Raw genomic sequence first — 21,024 nt, forward strand, 5'->3', positions numbered from 1 at the left:
CGTGGGTCGGGGCGTCACAGGTCGATCGGGTGCTTCTCGCCGACGCCCTCGAAGTCCGGGGCGCGCTTCTCGCGGTGGGCGGCCAGCCCCTCGACGACCTCGTGTCCGGCGAACCCGAAGAACTCCAGGCCGAGCGAGGCCTCGAAGATCGGCTGGGCCGTGCGGTACCAGTGGTTGAGGGAGCGCTTGGTCCAGCTGATGGCGCTGGCGGGTCCGGCGGCCAGCGCGCCGGCCACCCGCAGCGCCTCGGCGTGCTCCTCGCCGGCGTCCACGCACCGGGAGACCAGACCGATCCGCTCGGCCTCCTCGCCGGTGAGCACCTCGCAGGTCAGCAGGTAGTACTTGGCCTTCGCCATGCCGCACAGCAGCGGCCAGCAGATGGCCGCGTGGTCACCGGCCGCGACCCCGAGACGGGTGTGACCGTCGACGATCTTCGCGGTGCGGGCGGCGATCGAGATGTCCGCCAGCAGACCAATGACCAGCCCCGCGCCGACCGCCGGGCCGTGGATCGCGGAGACCACCGGCTTGGAGCAGTTCATCACGCCGTAGACCATGTCCCTGGCCTCGCGCATCACCCGGGCACGGACCGCGTGGTCCCCGGTCATGGCCTCGATGGAGTCGAAGGTCCCGCCGGCCGAGAACGCCTTGCCCGCGCCCTGGACGACCACCGCGCGGGTCTGCTCGTCCCGGTCGATCACCGGCCAGACGTCGGCCAGTTCCCCGTGCATCCGGGGGTCCACGGCGTTGAGGTTCGGGGCGTCCAGCACGAGACGGAGCACGCCGGGCGCGGGCCGCTCGAAGGTCAGGCTCGTGAACTGGTCGTAGAGATCGGTCACGTCACGCTCCTGGTGCATTCAGTGTGGATACTATAATTATCTAACTGTATCGAGGGCGGGTCGACAAGCCGCCCGGCAGACGGACGGGCGAGCGGGTCACACTCAGGACGGGAAGCTCGGCATGGATCTCACCTTCAGCGAGGAGCAGGACGAACTGCGCAAGGTCGTGCGGTCGTTCCTCGGCAAGTACTCCGGCGAGCCGGACGTGCGCCGGCTGGCCGCCGACCCGCGCGGCTACGACCTCGTCGTCTGGCGGCGCATGGCCACCGAACTCGGCCTCCAGGGCCTCGCGGTACCGGAGGAGTACGGCGGCTCCGGATTCGGCTACGTCGAACTCGGCGTCGTCTTCGAGGAGGCCGGCCGCGCCCTGCTGGGCGGACCGTACTTCGCCACCGTGGCGCTGGCCGCCGAGGCGCTGCTGCGCTGCGACGACGAGCGGGCCCGGGCCGACCTGCTGCCGGGCATCGCCGCCGGCTCGACGGTGGCCACCCTGGCCCTCACCGAGGACACCGGCCGCTGGGACGAGCGCGGCATCGACCTCCCGGCCGTCGAGGGGCCCGACGGCTGGCGCCTGACCGGCGTCAAGACCTACGTCCCCGACGGCCACCTCGCCGACCTGCTGCTGGTGGCCGCGCGCACCCCCTCGGGCATCAGCCTCTTCGCCGTCGGCGCCGACGCGCCCGGCCTGGTCCGCACCCCGCTGCCCACCCTGGACCAGACCCGCAAACAGGCGAGCGTCCGCTTCACGGACACCCCCGCCCGGCTCCTGGGCACCGAGGGCACCGCCTGGCCCGCCCTGGAGCGCACCCTCGCCACCGCCTCCGTCCTGCTGGCCGCCGAACAGACCGGCGGAGCCGCCGCCGCCCTGGAGGCCGCGGTGGGCTACGCCCGCATCCGCGTCCAGTACGGCCGGGCCATCGGCTCGTTCCAGGGGATCAAGCACAAGTGCGCCGACATGCTGGCGGAGATCGAGTCCGCCCGCTCGGCCGCGTACGGCGGACTGTGGGCGCTCGAGGACGGCGACGAGACGGAGATCGCCGTGGCGGCGGCCCTCGCCCAGACCTTCTGCTCGGAGGTCTTCACCCGGGTCACCGGCGACAACATCCAGGTCCACGGCGGCATCGGCTTCACCTGGGAACACCCGGCCCACCTGTACTTCAAGCGCGCCAAGAGCTCCGAGGTGCTCCTCGGACCGCCGTCGTACCACCGGGAACTGCTCGCCACCCGGCTCGGCATCTGAATCCCAGACCCGACCGCCCGACCGTTAGTGAAGGAGCCGGCATGGAGCTCGACTTCGGGCCCGCCGTACACGAGTTCCGCCAGGAGCTGCGGGACTGGCTGGCGGACCACCTCGTGGGGGAGTTCGCCGAGCACCGGGGCGTCGGCGGCCCCACGGACGGCGCCGCCTGGGAGGTGCGCCTCGCCTGGGACCGGGAGCTGTCCGCCGGGAACTGGCTGGGCGTGGGCTGGCCGCGGGAGTACGGCGGACGCGGCCTCGGCCTCGTCGAGGAGATCGTCTTCGAGTACGAGTACGCGCGGGCCGACGCCCCCTACCGGGCCACCGGCAACGCCCTCGACCTGCTCGGGCCCATGCTCCTGAAGGCGGGCAGCGAGGCCCAGCGCAAACGGTTCCTGCCGTCCATCCTCGCCGTCGAGGAACTCTGGGGCCAGGGCTTCAGCGAACCGGGCGCCGGCTCCGACCTGGCCTCGGTCCGCACCCGGGCCACGCTGGACGGCGACCAGTGGGTGATCGACGGACAGAAGGTGTGGACGTCCTTCGGCCTGCACGCCGACTGGCTCTACGTCCTCACCCGCACCGACCCCGACTCCCACCGGCACAGGGGGCTGACCATGCTGCTCGTGCCGGCCCGCCAGCCGGGCGTGGAGATCCGGCCCATCCGCAACCTCGCCGGCCAGGACGAGTTCGCCGAGGTCTTCCTGTCCGGCGCGCGCACCGGCGCGGACCTGGTCGTCGGCGAGGTCGGCGAGGGCTGGCGCACCGCGATGGCCACCCTCGGCATCGAACGCGGCACGACCTTGCTGCCCCAGCAGCTCGGGTTCGAGCGGGAGGCAGAGGCGCTGGTCGAACTGGCCCGGCGGCGGGGCGCGTTGGACGACCCCATGCTGCGCGGCCGGATCGTCGACGCCTGGATCTCGGTACGCATCATGCGCACCACGAACCTGCGGACCATCGGCGAACTCACCACCGGCCGCGCACCGGGCGCGCAGGCCACCACCGCCAAGCTGTACGCCTCCACCCGCCACCAGCACCTCGGCCACCTGGCGATGGAACTGGCCGGTCCGGCCGCGCAGATCGTCGGCGAGGACTACGGCCTGGACCGGCGGCAGCGCTCGTTCCTGCTCTCGCTCGCGGAGACGATCTACGGCGGGTCGAGCGAGATCCAGCGGAACATCATCGGGGAGCAGCTCCTCGGCCTGCCGAAGGACCCCCGGCCGTGACGGCGCCCGACGGCGGCGCGGGGCCGTCCATCGAGGACCGGGTCGACCGCGTCGAGTCGCACCTGGCGATCCAGCAGCTGCCCGTCCGCTACGCCCTCGCCGTGGACGCCCGCGACCTCGGCGCCTGGGCCGGCTGCTTCCGGCCCGACGTGGAGATGGGGCGCCTGGGCCGCGGCAGGGAGGCGCTGGTGGCGTACATCGAGCCGCTGGTGCGCGGTTTCCGCCGGTCGGTGCACCAGATCTGCGGCCACCACATCGAGTTCACCGGCCGCGACACCGCGACCGGCTCGGTGTACTGCCGGGCCGAGCACGAGGTGGGGGAGCGGTGGATCGTGATGGCGATCCGCTACCTCGACGACTACGCGCGGGTGGACGGCGAGTGGTACTTCTCCCGGCGCCGCGAACAGCACTGGTACGCGGCCGACACGACCGAGCGCCCGCAGGCGGTGGGATTCCAGGGCTGGGAGGGGGCCGGTGAACCGGCGCTCCCGGGCGCCTTCCCCTCCTGGGCGGGCTTCTGGAAGGAGACGACGTGACAGGGCGAGGGACCCGGCTCGCCGGGAGGACGGCACTGGTCACCGGCGGCGGACAGGGCGTGGGCCGCGGCATCGCGCTCGCGCTGGCCGCCGAGGGGGCGGCCGTGGTCGTCACCGGCCGCACCGAGGGCAAGCTGAAGGAGGTCGCCGCGGAGATCACCGGGCGCGGCGGGCGCGCGCACACCGTGGTCGGGGACGTCGGCGAACGCGAGGACGTCGACCGCATGGTGGCCGAGACGGTGGCGGAGTTCGGCGGCCTGGACGTGCTCGTCAACAACGCGCAGAGCTCGGTGCAGCGGCGGCTGGAGACGACCTCGTACGACGACGTCGAACTCACCTACCGCAGCGGGCCGTTGGCCGCCTTTCACGCCATGCAGGCGGCCCTGCCCCATCTGCGGGCCAGCCGCGGCAGCGTGGTGAACCTCGGTTCCTCTGCGGCCGTGCAGGGCGAGGTGACCTTCGCGGCCTACGCGATGGCCAAGGAGGCCGTCCGCGGGCTCACCCGGGTCGCCGCGCGGGAGTGGGGGCCGTACGGCATCCGCGTGAACGTCGTCTGTCCGGCGGCGCTGAGTCCGGCGGCCGAGGAGTACCTCACCGCCAACCCGGAGAAGGCCGAACGGGTCCTGGCCGCGATCCCGCTGGGTCGGATGGGCGACCCGGAGACGGACATCGGCCGGGCGGTGGCCGCCCTGGTCAGCGACGACATGGCCTATCTGACCGGCGCGACCCTGATGCTGGAGGGCGGGCGGACACTGCTCGGGTGAGGCGTCCGGGGGACGGCCGGGAGGGGACTGCTTCCCGCCCCCGCCCGGCCGGTCGGTGCGCGCACTTCCGGCCGCGGCGCAGCCCCCTCACACCACTCCCCGGGCCCGCAGTCCCGCCAGCCGGTCCTCCGAGACGCCGGCCAGTTCGGTCAGGACGTCGGCCGTGTGCTCGCCCAGGGCGGGCGGCGGGGTGTAGCCCTCGACCGGGGTGGCCGAGAGGCGGATCGGGTTGGCCAGCAGGGGCAGGCGGCCCGACACCGGGTCCTCGACCTCGACCAGCATCTCGCGGTGGCGGATCTGGGGGTCGGCGAAGACCTCGGGCAACTCGTTGAACGGGCCCGCCGGCACGTCGTGTTCGTCCAGCACGGCCAGCCACTCGTCCCGGGTCCGGGTGCGCAGGACCGCTTCGAGGACGGGCACGATCTCCTCGCGGTGCGCGATCCGGGCGGAGGTCGTGGCGAACCGCTCGTCCTGGAGCAGGTCGGCGCGGCCGGCCGCCGCGCAGAACCCGGCGAACTGCTTGTCGTTGCCCGCGACCAGGAAGATCGGCTTGTCCGCGCAGGCGAACGCCTGGGACGGGATTCCGCCGTAGCCGCCGTTGCCGCGGCGGCGCGGGACCTCGCCGGATACCAGGTAGTTCATCGCGAAGTGCGACAGCGAGGCCAGCCCGCAGTCCAGCAGGGACAGGTCGATGAACTGCCCCTCGCCGGTGGCGTCCCGGTGGCGCAGCGCCGCCAGCACGGCCGTGGAGGCGTACAGCCCGGTGAGGATGTCGACCATGCTGACGCCGACCTTCATCGGCTCGTCGGGGTGCCCGGAGACGCTCATCATGCCGGACATGGCCTGGAAGATGCCGTCGTAGCCGGGGCGTTCGGCGTACGGCCCGGTCTGGCCGAAGCCGGTCACCGAGAGGTACACCAGCCGCGGGTCGAGCGCCCGGAGACTCTCGTGGTCGAGACCGTACTTGGCGAGGGTGCCCGCGCGGAAGTTCTCGACCACGACGTCCGAGCGCGCCGCCAGGGCGCGGATGAGTTCCTGCCCCTCCGCGGAGGCGTGGTTGACGGTGACCGACCGCTTGTTGCGGTTGCAGGAGAGGTAGAAGGCGGCGGTGTCCGTCCGGTCACCGCCCGGTCCGCCGGCGAAGGGCGGGCCGTAGGTCCGGGAGTCGTCACCGCCGCCGGGGCGTTCCACCTTGATCACCTCGGCTCCCAGGTCGGCCAGCATCTGGGTGGCCAGCGGGGCCGCGAGGATGCGGGACAGGTCGAGGACGCGGACACCGGCCAGTGCGGTCGACGGCATCGGGGAGTTCCTCTCTGCGTGACGAACAGGCGAATGAGTTATATAAATAATACATCTGACGTCGAGGCTCGTCCCGTATGATTGCCTCATCTGTTAAATCATGTAACTATATCGATCGGCTGAGCGCCGAGACCGGAGGGCATGCGGATGACCGTCGCAGCGAGGTCCCTCACCGACCAGGAACAGCTCGAACGCCGCGAGTGGTTCCGGGCCCGCTGGGAGCGCGGGGTCGCGTTCAACCGCCGCTGCGGGCTGCGCGTGACGCGCTGGGACCCGGACGGCGTCGAGATCGTGCTGCCCTACGCGGAGTCCCTCTCCGCCCACGAGGGCATCTTCCACGGCGGAGTGGTCTCCGCCCTCATCGACACCGCCGGCGCCGGCGCCGTGATCGCCGGGCACGACTTCGACAAGGGGAGCCGGCTGAGCACCGTGTCGATGTCGGTGCAGTACCTCGCACCCGCCCGCGGCCGCGAGGCCGTGGCCTACGCCCGCTGTGTGCGCCGGGGCCGCCGCGTGCACTTCGCCGACGTCGACGTGATGACCGACGGACGCATCTGCGCCCGCGGCCAGGTGGTGGTGACCATCTCCGGCGAACGGCCGGGCGTCGGCGACCCCATCGAACCGCTGACCGAGGAGTGACGTGATGCCCGAGGAGCCCGAGGTGTCCGCCGAGGACCTGGACCTGGTGCTGTACGAGGTCGACGAGGACGGCGTCGCCACCGTCACCCTCAACCGCCCCGAACGCAAGAACGCCTGGAGCCTGCCCATGGAGCGCCGCTTCTTCGCTCTCCTGGACGAGGCCGCGCACGACCCGGCCGTCCGGGTCGTGATCGTCACGGGGGCCGGCCGGGCGTTCTGCCCGGGCATGGACATGCAGCGGCTGGAGCAGAACGCGCAGCCGGGCCAGTCCCTCAACCTCCAGGCCCGCGTGCCCATGTACAGCAGGCGGAACCTGCCCAAGCCGATGATCGCCGCCGTCAACGGCGCCTGCGCGGGTATCGGCCTGATCCAGGCACTCATCTGCGACGTCCGCTTCGCGGCCCGCGGCGCCCGCTTCACCACCGCCTTCACCCGCCGCGGCCTGGCCGGCGAGTACAACCTGCCGTACGTCCTGCCCCGTATCGTCGGCCTGGAGAACGCGCTCGACCTGCTGCTGTCCGGCCGCGTCGTCGACGCCGACGAGGCGAGGGAACTCGGCCTCGTCAGCCGTGTGGTGGAAGCCGAGGACCTGCTGGACGCCGCCCGCGCCTACGCCCGGGACATCGCCCGCAACTGCTCCCCGCGCGCCATGGCCGTCGTACGGCACCAGGTGTACGGCGATCTCGACCGGCCCTTCACCGACGCCCTCGCCCGCTCCTACTCCGCGATGGAGTTCTTCGCCGGTTCACCGGACTTCCGCGAGGGCGTGGCGAGCTTCACCGAGAAGCGGGAGCCCAAGTTCGAGGGGCTGCCACCGGACTTCGACCCCGACGAGGCGACGCGCGACGCGTTCCTGCCGTACTGACCCCGCAGCACCCCGCAGCACCCCGCAGCACCCCGCAGCACCCCGCAGCGGAAGCCGTACGGACCCGCCGTACCGACCGAGGAGACTGGACGATGACAGGGCAGCCGTTCCCCGTCGAAGCCGGGCACATCATGATGTTCGCCCGCGCCATCGGCGACGAGAACCCGGCGTATGAGGGGGAGTCGGCGCTCGCGCCGCCCACCTTCACCATGGCGAGCGCCCACTACGACCCCGACTACCACCTGCGGCCCAAGCCGGGCCAGGAGTGGTTCGGTTCGGGCGCCGGCCCCGGCGTGATGCCGGAGGGCGGCGGCGGGCTGCACGCCGAGCAGCACTTCACCTACCACCGGCCGGTGCGCGCCGGCGAGACGCTGCACGCGCACACCGTGCCCGGACGCAGCTGGGAGAAGCAGGGCCGCACCGGCCGGCTGCTGTTCAGCGAGCGGATCACCGAGTACCGGGACGCCGACGGCGAACCGGTCGTCAGCGCCCTGACCCTGGCCGTCGTGCCCGAGGGCCCCGCAACCCCGAAGGACACCCGATGAGCGTGCACGCGGCCGACGTCAAGGTCGGCGAGACCCGTGAGAGCGTGCTGGTCGAGGATCTGAAGCGGACCCGGATCGTGCAGTACGCCGGCGCGTCCGGCGACTTCAACCCGCTGCACTCCGACGACCGGTTCGCCACCGAGACGGCCGGATATCCCGGTGTCTTCGCGCACGGCATGCTGACGATGGGCATGACCGGGCGGGTCCTCACCGACTGGGTCGGCCCCGAGGCGCTGCTGAGCTTCGGTGTCCGCTTCAAGGCGCAGGTCTGGCCCGGCGACACGCTGACCGCGACGGCCACCGTCGAGTCGGTGGAGGACACCCCGGACGGCCCGGTCGCCCACTTCTCGCTGCGCACCGTCACCCAGGACGGCGCCGAGGTGGTCACCGGCACCGCGACGGCCCGCCTGGAGCCCTGAACCGGTGGGCGCCGCGCAGGACACCGCGACGGCGGACACCTGGACCGCCATGGTCGGCCTGGCCCACGACCACACCCGTTCCGCCGTCCGGTTCGGTGACCTCACCTGGACCGGACGCGAACTCCTGGACCGGGCGGCCGGCGCGGCCGACTGGCTCGACACGCTCGGCCTGGAGCCCGGCGCCCCGGTGCCCGCCCTGGTCGCCACCTCCGCGGAGGCTCTCGCGCTGGTGATCGGCGGCGCCGGATCGGGCCATCCGCTCGCGCCGCTGGGCGTGCGCATGACGGCGTACGAGATCGCCACCGTCGTCGAGGCGACGGGGTCGCAGGTGCTCGTCGTCCAGCCCGAGTTCGCCGCGCTGGGCCGCCAGGTGGCCGCCCTGTCCGGCCGCCGCGCGGTGCCGGTACCGCAACTACAGCCGTCCACACGGCGGTTGGCGGCCGGCCCGGACGACCTCGCCGCCGTGCTGCACACCTCCGGGACGACCGGACGCCCCAAGCCCGTCACCATGACGCAGCGGCGGCTGGCCGCCCGCGCCCGCGTCAACGGACGGCTGTGCGCCCTCGCCCCCGACAGCTTCTACGGCGGCAGCGCGCCCTTCCACCACATCGCGGGCCTCGGCAACATCGCCGTGGCCCTCGCCGCGGGCGCCCTGGTCACCGGACTGCCCCGCTTCACCGTGGAGGGCTGGACGCTGTTGCGGGAGCTCGGCACCACGCACACCAGCATGGTCCCGGCCATGCTGGAGACCCTGCTGGCCGCCGGCCGGGCCCGCCACGAGACCCTGCGGGTCCTCCAGTACGGCGGCGCGCCGGTCCGCCCCGAGACGCTGCGGCGGACCTACGAGGCCATGCCCGGCGTCCGCATGCTCAACATGTTCGGGCAGACCGAGGGTTCCCCGATCAGCGTCCTGACACCCGAGGACCACCGGGAGGCGGTCGCCGGACGCACCGAGCTGCTGCGGTCCGTCGGCCGCGCCGCCCCCGGCGTCGAGCTGCGCCTGCACGAGGCGGGCCCGGACGGTGTCGGCGAGATCCACGCCCGCGCCGACCACCTCTTCCGGGTGGACGCCGGCGGCTGGCTGCACAGCGGCGACCTGGGCCGGATCGCCGCGGACGGCTACCTCTACCTGTCCGGCCGGCACTCCGACATGATCATCCGCGGTGGTGAGAACGTCCATCCGCTGGAGGTCGAGACCGTCCTGGCCGCCCACCCCGGCATCGCCGACGTGGCGGTCGCCGGCGCCCCGGACGAACGGCTCGGCCAGACGGTGGTCGCCTGGGTCGTGCCGTCCGACTCCGGCGCCCCGCCGGACCCCGCGGCCCTCAGGACGTACGCCCGGGACCGGCTGTCCGGGTTCAAGGTCCCGGTCCGCTGGTGGTTCACCGACGACCTGCCGCGCAACGCCAACGGCAAGGTCCTGCGGCGCAGTCTGCGGGAGCCCGCCGCACGCGAAGGAGAGACTCGTGACGCCTGACCACACGCTCGTCGCCCCCGAGGCGGCCGGCGTCGACCCGCACCGGCTGGACGTCCTGCTGCGGCGCGTCCGCCTGGAGGTGGAGCACGGGCCGCTGCCGTCGGCGCAGGTCGCCGTCGCCCGCGGCGGCCGGCTGGTGGCCTTCGAGACCTGGGGCGACGCCGAACCCGACACCCGCTACGTCCTGCAGTCCGTCGGCCGGTCGATCGTCGCGGGCGCGGTGTGGAAGCTGATCGGCGACGGACTCCTTGACGTGCGGGAGGAGGTCGCCGCGATCATCCCGGAGTTCGCGCCGAACGGGAAGGAGGCGGTGACGGTCGAGCAGGTGCTCACGCACACCGCCGGCTTCCCCTTCGCGCCGCTCGGCCACCCCAAGATGCTCGACCGTGAGCAGCGGCTCGCCGCCTTCGGCCGCTGGCGGCTCGATTATCCGCCCGGCAGCCGCTTCCAGTTCCATCTCACCTCGGCGGCCTGGCTGATCGCCGAGATCGTCGAGCGGCGCACCGGTCTGGCCTTCGCCGACTACCTGCGCGAGCGGATCGCCCGGCCGCTCGGCCTGGCGTCGCTCGAACTCGGCGTCCCGGTGGACCGGCAGCCGGGCACCGTCGCCCCGATGACCGCCACCGACCGCACCAGCGACGACCAGGAGGCCGACCCCTGGGGCCCCTGGTACCTGTCCGACCCGCGTGTCCTCGCGGCGGGCGAGCCCAGTCACGCCCTGGTCGCCACCGCCGCCGACGTCGCGCTGTACTTCCAGGCACTGGAGCACTCGGGTCTGTGGAAGCCGGAGGCGGTGGCCGAGGGCACCCGGATCCGGCTGACCGACCACCCGCACGGGGAGCGGATCTACGGCGGCGGGGGCGGCCCGCGGACCAGTATGGCCCTGTTCGTCACCGTGGCCGGGCCGGACGCGGGCAGCGGGCTGCCGTCCACCGGGTCTCCCGCGCTCTTCGGCAGCGCCGGAGCCGCCTACCAGCTGGGCTTCATGGATCCGGCCAGCGGCCTGTCCTTCGCCTGTCTGAGCAACGGCTACCCGCTCGCCGGCTACGACCACTCCCCGCGCGGCAAGGCGCTGCTGACGAACATCGCGAACCTCGCGGCGGACCTCACCGACCTCCCGGATCCCGCCGGCTGAGTTCCGGCGGCCGGCGCGGAGCGGGCCCGGTACCGAACCTCGGTACCGGGCCCGCCTCCGTGCGCCGGGCGGCTCAGCGGCTGATCAGCTGCTGGGCGTTGTTGTACATGATGTCGTCCTGGACCGACTCGTCGAGCTCCGCGAGGAGCTTGCGGTAGTCCGCCGGGTTGGCGATGCCCTCCGCGTGCGGGAAGTCGGAGCCCATCACGATGGACTCGTGGTAGCCGAGCCGCTTCACCAGGCTCGGGATGTCGTCCTCCGGGTAGGGCACCACCCGCACGTGCTTGCGGAAGACCTCGCTGGGACGCTCGGCGAGCTGGCCGCCGATCCACGGCCCGTTGCGGCCCATGCCCCGGCTCTTGTCCATGTGCCGGACGAAGTGCGGCACCCACTCGGCGCCGAACTCCGACACCAGGACGTTGATGTCCGGGAAGCGCCCGAAGAGGTTGTCGAAGATCAGCGCGGACAGCGTCTCCTCGATGGGGCGCTGGCCGTAGGTGTTCATCCACTGCCACGCCGACATCCGGAAGTGGATCGGGCTGGCGTCATGGCCCCAGGCCGGGGCGACGTGCGAGTTGTAGTAGAACTCGCTGATGTGGTAACACACGCTGGCCTTGGCCTCGTTGACCAGTTTCCAGAACGGGTCGAAGTACGGGTCGCCGGGTGAGCGGCCGTACTGCGGCCCGGTCGGCAGCATGATGAACCGCGCGCCCTCGTTCAGGACGTACTCCAGCTCCTTGACCGCACTGGGCAGGTCGCGCAGCGACAGCAGCGCGGGGGAGTAGATGCGGTCCTGGTGGTTGAAGCCCCACACCTCGTTCATGTAGCGGTTGAACGAGTGGTAGTTGGCGTAGAGCGGTTCGACGCCCTGCACGTACTCCTCGGCGACCAGTGCCCAGCCGCCGGGGTAGATGATCGTCTGGTCCAGGCCCTGCTCGTCCATGACCCGCAGCCGGGCCTCGCGGTTCTGGTACGACTCGTGCATCGGCTCGAACTGGTACGTCTCGTCGGGGTTGCCCGAGGCCATGGCCTTGAGCATCTCCTTGAGCGAGCCGGGCCGGTAGACCTGCCCGAACTCCGGTTCCAGGCACACGACGATGCGGTCCCCGGCGAGGATGACCTCGCGGCCGTCGGGCAGTGTCACCGGGGCCACTGCCTGGCCGAGGAACTCCTTCGGGAGATACCGGGTGAAGGAGTCCCGTTCCTCGTACATGTGCTGGTCGCAGTCGAAGATTCGCTTGCGCTGTTCGGCCATGGCCGTCGCCTCCGAGACCCCTGAGCTATTCAGTACGCCTTCTATAATTATCTAACTGATTCAAAGGCGCAAGGGGGTGAGGGGGACGCGGTGCGGAGAAGGTGGCGGCCGGCTCAGTCGAGGAGTTCGAGCAGCGTCTTGGGGCCGGCCGAGTTCACGACGTCGTCGGCGCTGGAGATGTGCCGCTGCCACAGCTTCTCGGCCTCGTCCGCCTTGCCGGACTCGATCAGGCCGACCAGCCGGACATGGGCCCGGTGCCCCTTGAGGGCCTGTGCCTTCTGCGCCTCGGCGTCCGTGGCGCCCGCGGTGTACGAGGCGTTGGCGCGGTCGATGATGTTGCGCAGCATCCCGCACAGCAGGATCAGGGTCTGGTTGCCGGTGAGCTCGATCAGCAGCGCGTGGAAGGCGTCCTGCGCCTCGACCAGGGCGAGCGGGTCGTCCAGGGCGGCCTTCTCGGTGGCCACCGCGTCCCGCAGCCGCTTGATGTCGGCCGGAGAGTTCTTGGCGGCGACCTGCCGGGCGCAGGGCGGCTCGATGACGGCGGCCGCCCGGTAGGTGTCGCCGAGGGTGGCGCCGCGGTACTCCAGGATCAGGCCGGCGAAGCGGGCCGCCACGTCGGAGTCGGGGGCGCTCACCCGGGCGCCGCCGTGGGCGCCGCGGCGCACCGTGATCAGCGACTCCGACTCCAGGACGCGGAACGCCTCGCGCAGGGTCGGCCGGGAGATGCCGAACTGCTCCATCAGGCCCGACTCGGGCGGCAGGGCGTCGCCGGGCTGCAGCTCGCCCCGCACGATCTGGCGGCGCAGGTGGGCGGCGACCAGCTCGGCGGTCTTCGGTACGCGGACCTGGCGTCCGACCCGGGCGCGGGAGGGCGCGGGTAGGGTCGGCGTCTGTGCTGCACGGGCTGCCTCGGCCACGGTGCACTCTCCTCGCTGGTGGTCTGCCCTGTTCAGTTTCGCCGTATATAGCAAAATGAATCTGCTTAGTGCATCGAGGGTACCAGGTCAAGAGGGCGGTGATCACCCGTCGGGCGGGGTTCTCCCTGGCGCCCGGGCGCCCCTTGGGTATATAGATGATTCATCTATCTATTAGCCCCATGATGGGCCGCCTCGCGGGAGTGATCTCGATGGACTCGACGGCATCGATCGACTCGACGGACCCGGCGGCCCAGGCGGCCGAGCGCCCCGGCCCGGTGATCCTCACCGAACTCACCGGCGACGGGGTCCTGCTGCTCACCCTGAACCGTCCCGAGCGCCACAACGCCTGGACGCTGGAGATGGAGCTGCTCTACAACGAGCTGTTCGACCGCGCCGAGCGGGACCCGGCGGTGCGGGTGGTGGTGCTCACCGGCGCCGGCCGCAGCTTCTGCCCCGGCATGGACATGAGCGTGCTGGACGGAGCCTCCTCCGGCGCGCGCCCCTGGCCGACCGACCGGCTGCCCCCGCGTTCGCGGCCCCTGTTCCTCCCCAAGCCGGTCGTGGCGGCCGTCAACGGTGCCTGTGCGGGCATCGGGTTCAACCAGGCTCTCATGTGCGACGTGCGGTTCGCCGTACCGCACGCCAAGTTCGCCGCCGCCTTCAGCGCGCGCGGACTGGTGGCCGAGGACGGCGTGTCCTGGCTGCTGCCCCGGCTCGTCGGCTACGGCAACGCCAGTGACCTGCTGCTGTCCTCGCGCCGCCTGACCGGGACCGAGGCGCTGGCCATGGGGCTGGTCAACCGGCTGGCCGAGCCGGAGGACCTGCTCCCCGCGGCGCTCGCCTACGCCACCGAACTGGCCCGCTCGGCCAGTCCGTACGCGATGTCCCTCATCAAGCGGCAGCTCGCCGACGACCAGGCGAAGACCTTCACCGGCAGCCGCGACGACGCGATCGCGCTGCTGGCCACCGCGAAGCGCGCCCCGGACTACCGCGAGGGCGTGCTCAGCTTCATCGAACGCAGACAGCCCCGGTTCGCGCCGCTGGGGGAGACCGCGCAGGTTCCGGGGAAGGCCACGTCATGACACGCGCCGAACTGCCGCTGCACCGCCGTACCGTCACCTGCACCGCCTACCAGGAGACCGGCGAGGAGATCTCCGTCGAGGCGGAGCTGTGCGACGAGCGGCCGTGGGCGGAGCCGGCGACCGCCGTCGTGCACCGGATGGTGCTCGCGGTGCGCGTCCGCGTCACGGACATGGTCGTGGTCGCAGCCGGCGCGGACATGCTGACGTTCCCGCACGCCGAGTGCCCCCTGATCACGCCGGCCTTCGACAGCCTGGTCGGGCTCAGTGTCGCCGCCGGGTACAACCGGGCCGTCCAGGAACGCTTCCGGGGGGTCCTGGGCTGCTCGCACCTGTACGAGCTGGCCCGTGTCCTGGGCCCCGCCGTCGTGCAGGCGGCCATGTCGGCCAACACCCGGCGCCGGGACGCGGGCGAGCCCGCCGACGGCCCGCGCGTCACCGCGGGGGTGCTCGACAGCTGCCACATCTGGGCGCCGGACGGGGTGGGCCTGCGCAAACTGGACGCCGGCTGGCGCCCGGGCACCGGCCCCCGCCCGGTCCCGCACCTCGACACCTTCGAACGACCCTGAGGGGCGGCCGGGTCGTGCGGCCCCGTCCCCCGGGCCGGGTCCCGCCCCTTCCGCCGTGCACCCGGCGGGAGGGGCGGTGCGCCGTCCAGTGCCCTGACCGGAAAGGTCTACCGGGCGTCGCGAGCCGGTGAACCTCCCGGTCACGGCACTAGCTCGCCGGTGTCCTCGGTTCGCGGGGCAGGCCGAGGACCTTCTCCGCGAGGATGTTGCGCTGCACCTGCGAGGTCCCCGCGTAGATCGTGCCGGAGCGGGCGATCAGATACGTCGTCGCCCAGGACGCCGAGGAGTTGGCGGCGCCGGGGTCGTCGGTGCGGTAGGTGCGCAGCGGCGGCCGTCCGTCCGGCACCTGGCCGTGCAGGCCCATGATGTCGAGCGCCAGGTCGGTGACCTTCGTGTGGTACTCGCTCCAGTACAGCTTGGCGATCGAGGTCTCGGGGCCCGGCTCGGCGCCCTTCAGCCAGCCGGTGAGGATGCGGTAGCCGAGGTAGCGCATGATCTCGACCTTCGACCAGCACCAGGCGATCCGCTGCCGGATCACCGGGTCCTGGGCCCTGCCGTACTGGCGGGCCAGCGCCACCAGCCGCTCCACCTCGGCGCGGAACAGGATGGGGTTGGTCGCGGCCTCCTCGCCGCGCTCCACGCCCAGCAGGCTCTGGGCGACCGTCCAGCCGTTGTCGACGCCGCCGACCACGAGGTCGGCGCGGGTGCGGGCGCCGTCGAAGAAGACCTCGTTGAAGTGCAGCTGCCCGCTCATCATGCGGAACGGCCGCACCTCGACGCCGCTCTGGCGCAGCGGGACCAGGAGGAAGGAGATGCCCCGGTGGCGGGGGGCGTCGCGGTCGGTGCGGGCCAGCACGAAGATCCAGTCGCAGTGGTGGGCGCCCGAGGTCCACACCTTCTGGCCGTCGATCACCCACTCCTCACCCTCCCGCGTCGCGCGGGTGGTGAGCGAGGCGAGGTCCGAGCCGGCGTCCGGCTCCGAGTAGCCCTGGCACCAGGTGTCCTCGCCGCTGAGGATGCGCGGCAGGAAGTGGCTCTTCTGCTCCTCGGTGCCCCAGCGCAGCAGTGTGTTCGCCAGCATCTTCACACCGAACGTGTCCTGCGGCAGCCCGAACGGCACACCGGCCAGGGCCAGTTCCTCCATCAGGACGACCTGGTGCAGCTTGGACAGCGCGCGGCCGCCGTATCGCTCGGGCCAGGTCAGGGAGAGGTAGCCGCGCTCGGCCAGGCGCCGGCGCCAGTCGCGGGCGAAGGCCCATGCCTCCTCCTCGCCGAGCGCGCCGATGCCCTGCCAGCCGGCCGGCAGCGCCGCGGACAGGAACGCCTTGACCTCGGTGCGGAACGCCTCGGTCTCCGGGGGATAGCTGATGTCCACCTGCGGCTCCCTTCTCTTTTGTGGCTCTGTTCGCCGGCGGGGCGCCGCGGTCGGTGTCGGCCCCCTGGCGGCGCTGGGTCGCCGTATTGATTGTTTCAGCATAATAGGTTATCTATTTAACAGGAATAGCGACGAGCCAGGGCGGGCTGACATGGGACTGCTGGACGGCCGCAACGCGGTGATCACCGGCGGCGCGCAGGGGATCGGCTTCGAGATAGCGGGCGTCCTGGGCGCCGCCGGAGCCCGCGTGGTCCTCGGCGACGTCAACGAGGAGGCCGCGGCGGACGCCGCCGAGCGCCTCGCGAAGAAGGGCGTGCCGGCCACCTCGCTGCGCTGCGACGTCACCGACGAGGGCGAGGTCGCCGCCCTGGTCGCGCACTGCGGCGAGACCTTCGGGCCGGTCGGCGTGATGGTCAACAACGCCGGGTTCACCCGGGACGCGACACTGCGCCGGATGGCCCTCGCCGACTTCCGCGCCGTCCTCGACGTCCATCTCACCGGCGCCTGGAACGGCACCCGGTACGCCGCCGAGGCGATGCGCGCGCACGGCCACGGCGGCAGCATCGTCAACATCTCCTCCATCGCCGGCAAGGTCGGCAACTTCGGCCAGACGAACTACAGCGCCGCGAAGGCCGGGCTCGTCGGCCTCACCAAGGCCGCCGCCAAGGAACTCGCGAAGGCGGGCATCCGCGTCAACGCCGTACAGCCCGGTCTGATCCGCACCGCGATGACCGAGGCGATGCCCAGGGAGGCGTGGGACGCGAAGCTCGCCGAGATCCCGCTGGGCCGGGCCGGCGAACCGGCCGAGGTCGCCCAGGTCGTCCTCTTCCTCGCCTCCGACATGGCGAGCTACCTCACCGGCGCCGTCGTCGAGGTGACCGGCGGCCGCTACATGTGAGCCCCCGCCGTCCCGCTCCCCACCACCCCCGACGAAAGGCCCGAAGGATGCCCGCCCCCCTCCTGCGTGACGCGGTGATCTGCGAACCCGTGCGTACCCCCGTCGGCGGCTACGGCGGTGTCCTGCGCGACGTACCGGCGGCCGAACTCGCCGCCACGGTCGTCCGCGCCGTGCTGGAGCGCACCGGCATCCCGCCCACCGCCGTCGACGACGTCCTGCTCGGCCAGTGCTACCCCAACGGCGAGGCCCCGGCCATCGGCCGGGTGGCCGCGCTCGACGCCGGCCTGCCGGTGGACGTGCCGGGACTGCAGATCGACCGCCGCTGCGGCTCCGGACTCCAGGCGGTCATCACCGCGGCGATGCAGGTGCAGACCGGCGCGAGCGACCTGGTCCTGGCCGGCGGTGTGGAGTCCATGAGCCGGGCCGAGTTCTACACCACCGACGTGCGCTGGGGCGTCGTCGGCGCGGGCACCACGCTGCACGACCGACTCGCCCGCGGCCGGGTCACCTCCGGCGGCGTCAACCACCCGGTCCCCGGCGGGATGCTGGAGACGGCCGAGAACCTGCGGCGCGCGTACGGCATCCCTCGCGAGGAGCAGGACCGGCTGGCCCTGCGCTCGCACGAGAAGGCCGTCGCCGCCCAGCGCGAGGGACGGTTCGCCGACGAGATCGTGCCGGTCACGGTCCACGGCCGCAGGGGCGAGACGGTCATCGACACCGACGAGCACCCGCGCCCCGGCTCCTCGCTGGAGAAGCTCGCGAGCCTGCGTCCGGTGCTCGGCCGGCAGGACCCGGACGCCACCGTCACCGCGGGCAACGCCAGCGGCCAGAACGACGGCGCCGCCCTCTGCGTCGTGACCCACCCCGAACGCGCCGCGGAACTCGGGCTGCGCCCGCTGGGCCGCCTGGTCTCCTGGGCCGTCGTGGGTGTGCCGCCGGAGACGATGGGCATCGGCCCGGTGCCCGCCACCGCCCGCGCCCTGGAACGCGCCGGGCTGAAACTCGCCGACATCGACCTGATCGAACTCAACGAGGCCTTCGCCGCCCAGGTGCTGGCCTGCACCCGCGAATGGGGCCTGACCGAGGCCGACTTCGAGCGGTTCAACGTCAACGGCTCCGGCATCTCGCTGGGCCACCCCGTCGGCGCCACCGGTGGCCGCATCCTCGCCACCCTGCTGCGCGAACTCGACCGCCGCCAGGCCCGCTACGGCCTGGAGACCATGTGTCTCGGCGGCGGCCAGGGACTGGCCGCGGTCTTCGAACGGCCCACCCGCACACCCCACGTCCATGGAGGACGCTGATGCCCGGACTGATCGCGTACGGCGCCTACGTGCCCTACCACCGCCTCGCCCGCGCCGACGTCGCCGCCGTCCTCGGGACCGCGGCGGGCCGCGGCACCCGGGCGGTGGCCGGCTACGACGAGGACACCACCTCGATGGCCGTGGAGGCGGCCCGCGGCGCCCTCGCCCGCGACGGCCTGCGCCCCCGTATCGGCCAGCTGTTCCTGGCCACCGCCGCACCCGCCTACCTCGACAAGACCAACGCGACCGCGGTCCACGCCGCGCTCGGCCTCGACCCGCACGTGCTCGCCGCCGACATGGCGGGCTCCGTGCGCTCCGGACTCGGCGCGCTGGTGACCGCCGCCCGCTCCCCGGTCCCGACCCTGACCGTCCTGTCAGACCTGCGCACCGGCCTGCCCGGCGGCGCCGACGAGTCGGCCGGCGGCGACGGCGCGGCCGCGTTCGTCTTCGGCGGCCACCGCAACGGCGCACCCGTCATCGCGGAACTCCTCGCCCACGACACCGTCAGCGACGAGATCCTCGAACGCTGGCGGCTGCCCGGCGCACCCGCCTCCCGCGTCTGGGAGGAGCGCTTCGCCGAGCAGCTCTACGTGTCCCTCGCCGGCCAGGCGCTCGACGCCGCCCTCGACCAGGCCGGCCTGGAGATCGGCGCGATCGACCACTTCGTGGTGTCCGGCCTGCACGCGCGCGCCTGCGCCACGGTACGGCGCACCCCGGGCGTCCGGCCCGAGGCCCTCGCCCCGGACCTCGCCGGCGTGATCGGCAACGCGGGCACCGCACAGCCCGGACTGCTGCTCGCCGACGTCCTCGACCGGGCCAGGCCGGGGCAGACCATCGCCCTCGTGGTGCTCGGCGACGGCGCCGGCGTGCTGCTGCTGCGCGCCACCGAGGCGCTCCCGGCGCACCGCGCCGCCCGCCCGGTCGCCGCGCAGATCGCCGCGGGCGGCCCGCCGCTGCCGTACGCCACCTACCTCTCCTGGCGCGGACTCCTCGACCGCGAGCCGCCCCGCCGGCCGGACCCCGAACCGCCCTACGCCCCGCCCGCGCACCGCCGCAGTGGCTGGAAGTACGGCTTCGTCGCCGCCCGGTGCGACAAGTGCGGCACCCGGCATCTGCCGCCCGAGCGGGTGTGCGCCTCCTGCCACGCCGTGGACGCCATGACGGACGAGCCGATGGACGCCGTTCAGGCGACGGTCGCCACCTTCACCGTGGACCGGCTGGCGCACACGCCCAGCCCGCCGATGCTCGTCGTGGTCGTCGACTACGACGGCGGCGGCCGGTTCCGCTGCCAGCTCACCGACGCGACCGAGGCCGACGCGGTCATCGGCGCCCGGGTGGAGATGACCTTCCGCCGCACGGTCACCGCGGCCGGCATCCACAACTACTTCTGGAAGGCCCGGCCGGTGCGGCCGGGCGGGAACTGAGGGGGCGGGGCAATGGGTTCGCACGGAATTCGGGACCGGGTCGCGATCGTCGGCATGGGGTGCACGCCGTTCGGCGAGCACTGGACCAAGTCGGCCGACGACCTGCTGATCGACGCGGTCGGCGCGGCCACGACCTCGGCCGGCATCACCCTCGACGACATCGACGCGTACTGGTTCGGCACCCAGGCGTCCGGCGTGTCCGGTCTCACCCTGAGCCGGGTGCTGCGGCTGCCCAACAAGCCGGTCACCCGCGTGGAGAACATGTGCGCGACCGGCTCCGAGGCGCTGCGCAACGCCTGTTACGCGGTGGCCTGCGGCGCCTACGACGTGGCGATGGCGGTCGGCGTGGAGAAGCTGAAGGACTCCGGCATGTCGGGGCTCTCCGGCACCGCGATCCCCGGCGCCGGCGACGACAGCCGCGGCGAGATCACCGCGCCGGCCAACTTCTCCCTCCTCGCTCCCGCCTACGCCGCCAAGTACGGCCTGGACCAGGAGGAGATGAAGGACGTCATCACCCGCATCGCCTGGAAGAACCATGTCAACGGGGCCCGCAACCCGCGGGCGCAGTTCCGCAAGGAGGTGCCGCTGGAACGCATCCGGTCGGCGCCGATCATCGCGGGCATGCTCGGCGTGTTCGACTGCTCCGGGGTCTCCGACGGTTCGGCCGCGGCGATCGTGGTGCGCGCCGAGGACGCCTACCGGTACACCGACCGGCCGATCTTCGTGAAGGCGCTGTCCTTCGCGGCCGGCCCGGCGGACGGTCTGCTCGACCCGGAGTACGACTTCACCACGTTCCCCGAGGTCGTGGCGTCCGCGCGGGAGGCCTACCGGCAGGCCGGCGTCACCGACCCGCGCGCCGAACTCGCGCTCGCCGAGGTCCACGACTGCTTCACCCCCACGGAACTCGTGCTGATGGAGGACCTGGGCTTCTCCGAACGCGGACAGGGCTGGAAGGACGTCACCAGCGGACTGTTCGACCTGGACGGCACGCTGCCGGTGAACCCGGACGGCGGACTGAAGGCGTTCGGTCACCCCATCGGCGCCTCGGGGCTGCGCATGATGTTCGAGGCGTGGCTCCAGCTGCGCGGAGAGGCCCCGCCCGAGCGGACGGTACGGACGCTGGCCGAGGGCCGCTCCCTCGCCCTGACCCACAACCTCGGTGGCGGGCCCGGCGAGTGCGTGTCCTTCGTGTCGGTCGTCGGCAGTGAACGCAGCGACTGAGAAGGGTGGT

At 72.7% G+C, this 21,024-nt stretch carries 21 protein-coding genes; 16 read left to right on the forward strand and 5 right to left on the reverse strand.

Features of this window, described 5'->3' with window-relative positions; all coding sequences use genetic code 11:
* Positions 1 to 14: 14 nt before the first annotated feature.
* Complete coding sequence (locus ABZT03_RS13890; protein ID WP_356038121.1) at positions 15 to 836, reverse strand: enoyl-CoA hydratase/isomerase family protein; 822 nt, start codon at positions 834 to 836, stop codon at positions 15 to 17.
* Between the two features lie 121 nt (positions 837 to 957).
* On the opposite strand from ABZT03_RS13890, the gene ABZT03_RS13895 reads away from it, so the two are divergent.
* The 4 genes from ABZT03_RS13895 to ABZT03_RS13910 are packed head-to-tail and all read left to right on the forward strand — an operon-like array spanning position 958 to position 4,596.
* The gene (locus ABZT03_RS13895) at positions 958 to 2,076 is read left to right on the forward strand and encodes an acyl-CoA dehydrogenase family protein (protein WP_356038123.1); all 1,119 of its coding nucleotides are present in this window, start codon (positions 958 to 960) and stop codon (positions 2,074 to 2,076) included.
* A 41-nt stretch (positions 2,077 to 2,117) separates the two neighbouring features.
* Entirely contained in the window at positions 2,118 to 3,296 is a 1,179-nt protein-coding gene (locus tag ABZT03_RS13900; RefSeq protein ID WP_356038126.1) for an acyl-CoA dehydrogenase family protein, read from the forward strand.
* On the forward strand, positions 3,293 to 3,832 hold the full coding sequence (locus ABZT03_RS13905) for a nuclear transport factor 2 family protein (protein ID WP_356038129.1): 540 nt from the start codon (positions 3,293 to 3,295) through the stop codon (positions 3,830 to 3,832). Before ABZT03_RS13900 ends, ABZT03_RS13905 begins: the two co-directional genes overlap by 4 nt.
* Positions 3,829 to 4,596, forward strand: a complete 768-nt coding sequence (locus tag ABZT03_RS13910; RefSeq protein ID WP_356038132.1) for an SDR family oxidoreductase — start codon at positions 3,829 to 3,831, stop codon at positions 4,594 to 4,596. The genes ABZT03_RS13905 and ABZT03_RS13910 overlap by 4 nt, the downstream gene beginning before the upstream one ends.
* A gap of 87 nt (positions 4,597 to 4,683) precedes the next feature.
* On the opposite strand, the gene ABZT03_RS13915 is transcribed toward ABZT03_RS13910, so the two are convergent.
* On the reverse strand, positions 4,684 to 5,895 hold the full coding sequence (locus tag ABZT03_RS13915) for a CoA transferase (RefSeq protein ID WP_356038135.1): 1,212 nt from the start codon (positions 5,893 to 5,895) through the stop codon (positions 4,684 to 4,686).
* 147 nt (positions 5,896 to 6,042) lie between these two features.
* Here ABZT03_RS13915 and ABZT03_RS13920 point away from each other — a divergent pair, with 147 nt between their 5' ends.
* The 6 genes from ABZT03_RS13920 (at position 6,043) to ABZT03_RS13945 (ending at position 10,975) form a co-directional block, all read left to right on the forward strand.
* Positions 6,043 to 6,534: a PaaI family thioesterase gene (locus ABZT03_RS13920; protein ID WP_356038137.1), complete on the forward strand. Its 492-nt coding sequence runs from the start codon at positions 6,043 to 6,045 to the stop codon at positions 6,532 to 6,534.
* Between the two features lie 4 nt (positions 6,535 to 6,538).
* A complete protein-coding gene (locus ABZT03_RS13925) occupies positions 6,539 to 7,399 on the forward strand; it encodes an enoyl-CoA hydratase-related protein (protein WP_356038140.1) in 861 nt (286 codons plus the stop codon).
* A gap of 92 nt (positions 7,400 to 7,491) precedes the next feature.
* The gene (locus ABZT03_RS13930; RefSeq protein WP_356038142.1) at positions 7,492 to 7,944 is read left to right on the forward strand and encodes a MaoC family dehydratase N-terminal domain-containing protein; all 453 of its coding nucleotides are present in this window, start codon (positions 7,492 to 7,494) and stop codon (positions 7,942 to 7,944) included.
* Positions 7,941 to 8,363, forward strand: a complete 423-nt coding sequence (locus ABZT03_RS13935; protein WP_356038145.1) for a MaoC/PaaZ C-terminal domain-containing protein — start codon at positions 7,941 to 7,943, stop codon at positions 8,361 to 8,363. Before ABZT03_RS13930 ends, ABZT03_RS13935 begins: the two co-directional genes overlap by 4 nt.
* A gap of 4 nt (positions 8,364 to 8,367) precedes the next feature.
* Positions 8,368 to 9,840: a class I adenylate-forming enzyme family protein gene (locus tag ABZT03_RS13940; RefSeq protein ID WP_356038148.1), complete on the forward strand. Its 1,473-nt coding sequence runs from the start codon at positions 8,368 to 8,370 to the stop codon at positions 9,838 to 9,840.
* Positions 9,830 to 10,975, forward strand: coding sequence for a serine hydrolase domain-containing protein (locus ABZT03_RS13945; RefSeq protein WP_356038151.1), 1,146 nt, complete (start codon positions 9,830 to 9,832; stop codon positions 10,973 to 10,975). Before ABZT03_RS13940 ends, ABZT03_RS13945 begins: the two co-directional genes overlap by 11 nt.
* A gap of 73 nt (positions 10,976 to 11,048) precedes the next feature.
* Here the strand turns inward: ABZT03_RS13945 and ABZT03_RS13950 are convergent, their stop codons facing one another.
* Positions 11,049 to 12,230 (reverse strand): amidohydrolase family protein, encoded by a 1,182-nt coding sequence (locus tag ABZT03_RS13950; RefSeq protein ID WP_356038154.1) that lies wholly within the window; start codon positions 12,228 to 12,230, stop codon positions 11,049 to 11,051.
* A 113-nt stretch (positions 12,231 to 12,343) separates the two neighbouring features.
* On the reverse strand, positions 12,344 to 13,147 hold the full coding sequence (locus ABZT03_RS13955; RefSeq protein WP_356038156.1) for an FCD domain-containing protein: 804 nt from the start codon (positions 13,145 to 13,147) through the stop codon (positions 12,344 to 12,346).
* A gap of 209 nt (positions 13,148 to 13,356) precedes the next feature.
* On the opposite strand from ABZT03_RS13955, the gene ABZT03_RS13960 reads away from it, so the two are divergent.
* Both ABZT03_RS13960 and ABZT03_RS13965 read left to right on the forward strand, forming a co-directional pair.
* Positions 13,357 to 14,229 (forward strand): enoyl-CoA hydratase-related protein, encoded by an 873-nt coding sequence (locus tag ABZT03_RS13960; protein WP_356038158.1) that lies wholly within the window; start codon positions 13,357 to 13,359, stop codon positions 14,227 to 14,229.
* Complete coding sequence (locus tag ABZT03_RS13965) at positions 14,226 to 14,795, forward strand: DUF2889 domain-containing protein (protein ID WP_356038161.1); 570 nt, start codon at positions 14,226 to 14,228, stop codon at positions 14,793 to 14,795. Before ABZT03_RS13960 ends, ABZT03_RS13965 begins: the two co-directional genes overlap by 4 nt.
* A gap of 148 nt (positions 14,796 to 14,943) precedes the next feature.
* On the opposite strand, the gene ABZT03_RS13970 is transcribed toward ABZT03_RS13965, so the two are convergent.
* Positions 14,944 to 16,170, reverse strand: coding sequence for an acyl-CoA dehydrogenase family protein (locus tag ABZT03_RS13970; protein WP_356038163.1), 1,227 nt, complete (start codon positions 16,168 to 16,170; stop codon positions 14,944 to 14,946).
* A gap of 151 nt (positions 16,171 to 16,321) precedes the next feature.
* Here ABZT03_RS13970 and fabG point away from each other — a divergent pair, with 151 nt between their 5' ends.
* From fabG to ABZT03_RS13990, 4 genes are read left to right on the forward strand one after another with little or no spacing between them, the layout of a single operon-like run.
* The gene (gene fabG, locus ABZT03_RS13975) at positions 16,322 to 17,068 is read left to right on the forward strand and encodes a 3-oxoacyl-ACP reductase FabG (protein WP_356038166.1); all 747 of its coding nucleotides are present in this window, start codon (positions 16,322 to 16,324) and stop codon (positions 17,066 to 17,068) included.
* Positions 17,069 to 17,115: 47 nt separating this feature from the next.
* A complete protein-coding gene (locus ABZT03_RS13980) occupies positions 17,116 to 18,369 on the forward strand; it encodes an acetyl-CoA C-acetyltransferase (protein ID WP_356038169.1) in 1,254 nt (417 codons plus the stop codon).
* Complete coding sequence (locus tag ABZT03_RS13985) at positions 18,369 to 19,793, forward strand: OB-fold domain-containing protein (RefSeq protein ID WP_356038171.1); 1,425 nt, start codon at positions 18,369 to 18,371, stop codon at positions 19,791 to 19,793. The genes ABZT03_RS13980 and ABZT03_RS13985 overlap by 1 nt, the downstream gene beginning before the upstream one ends.
* Positions 19,794 to 19,805: 12 nt before the next feature.
* A complete protein-coding gene (locus ABZT03_RS13990) occupies positions 19,806 to 21,014 on the forward strand; it encodes an acetyl-CoA acetyltransferase (RefSeq protein ID WP_356038174.1) in 1,209 nt (402 codons plus the stop codon).
* Positions 21,015 to 21,024 lie beyond the last annotated feature (10 nt).

The organism is Streptomyces sp. NPDC005574, assembly GCF_040605435.1.
GTDB lineage: Bacteria > Actinomycetota > Actinomycetes > Streptomycetales > Streptomycetaceae > Streptomyces.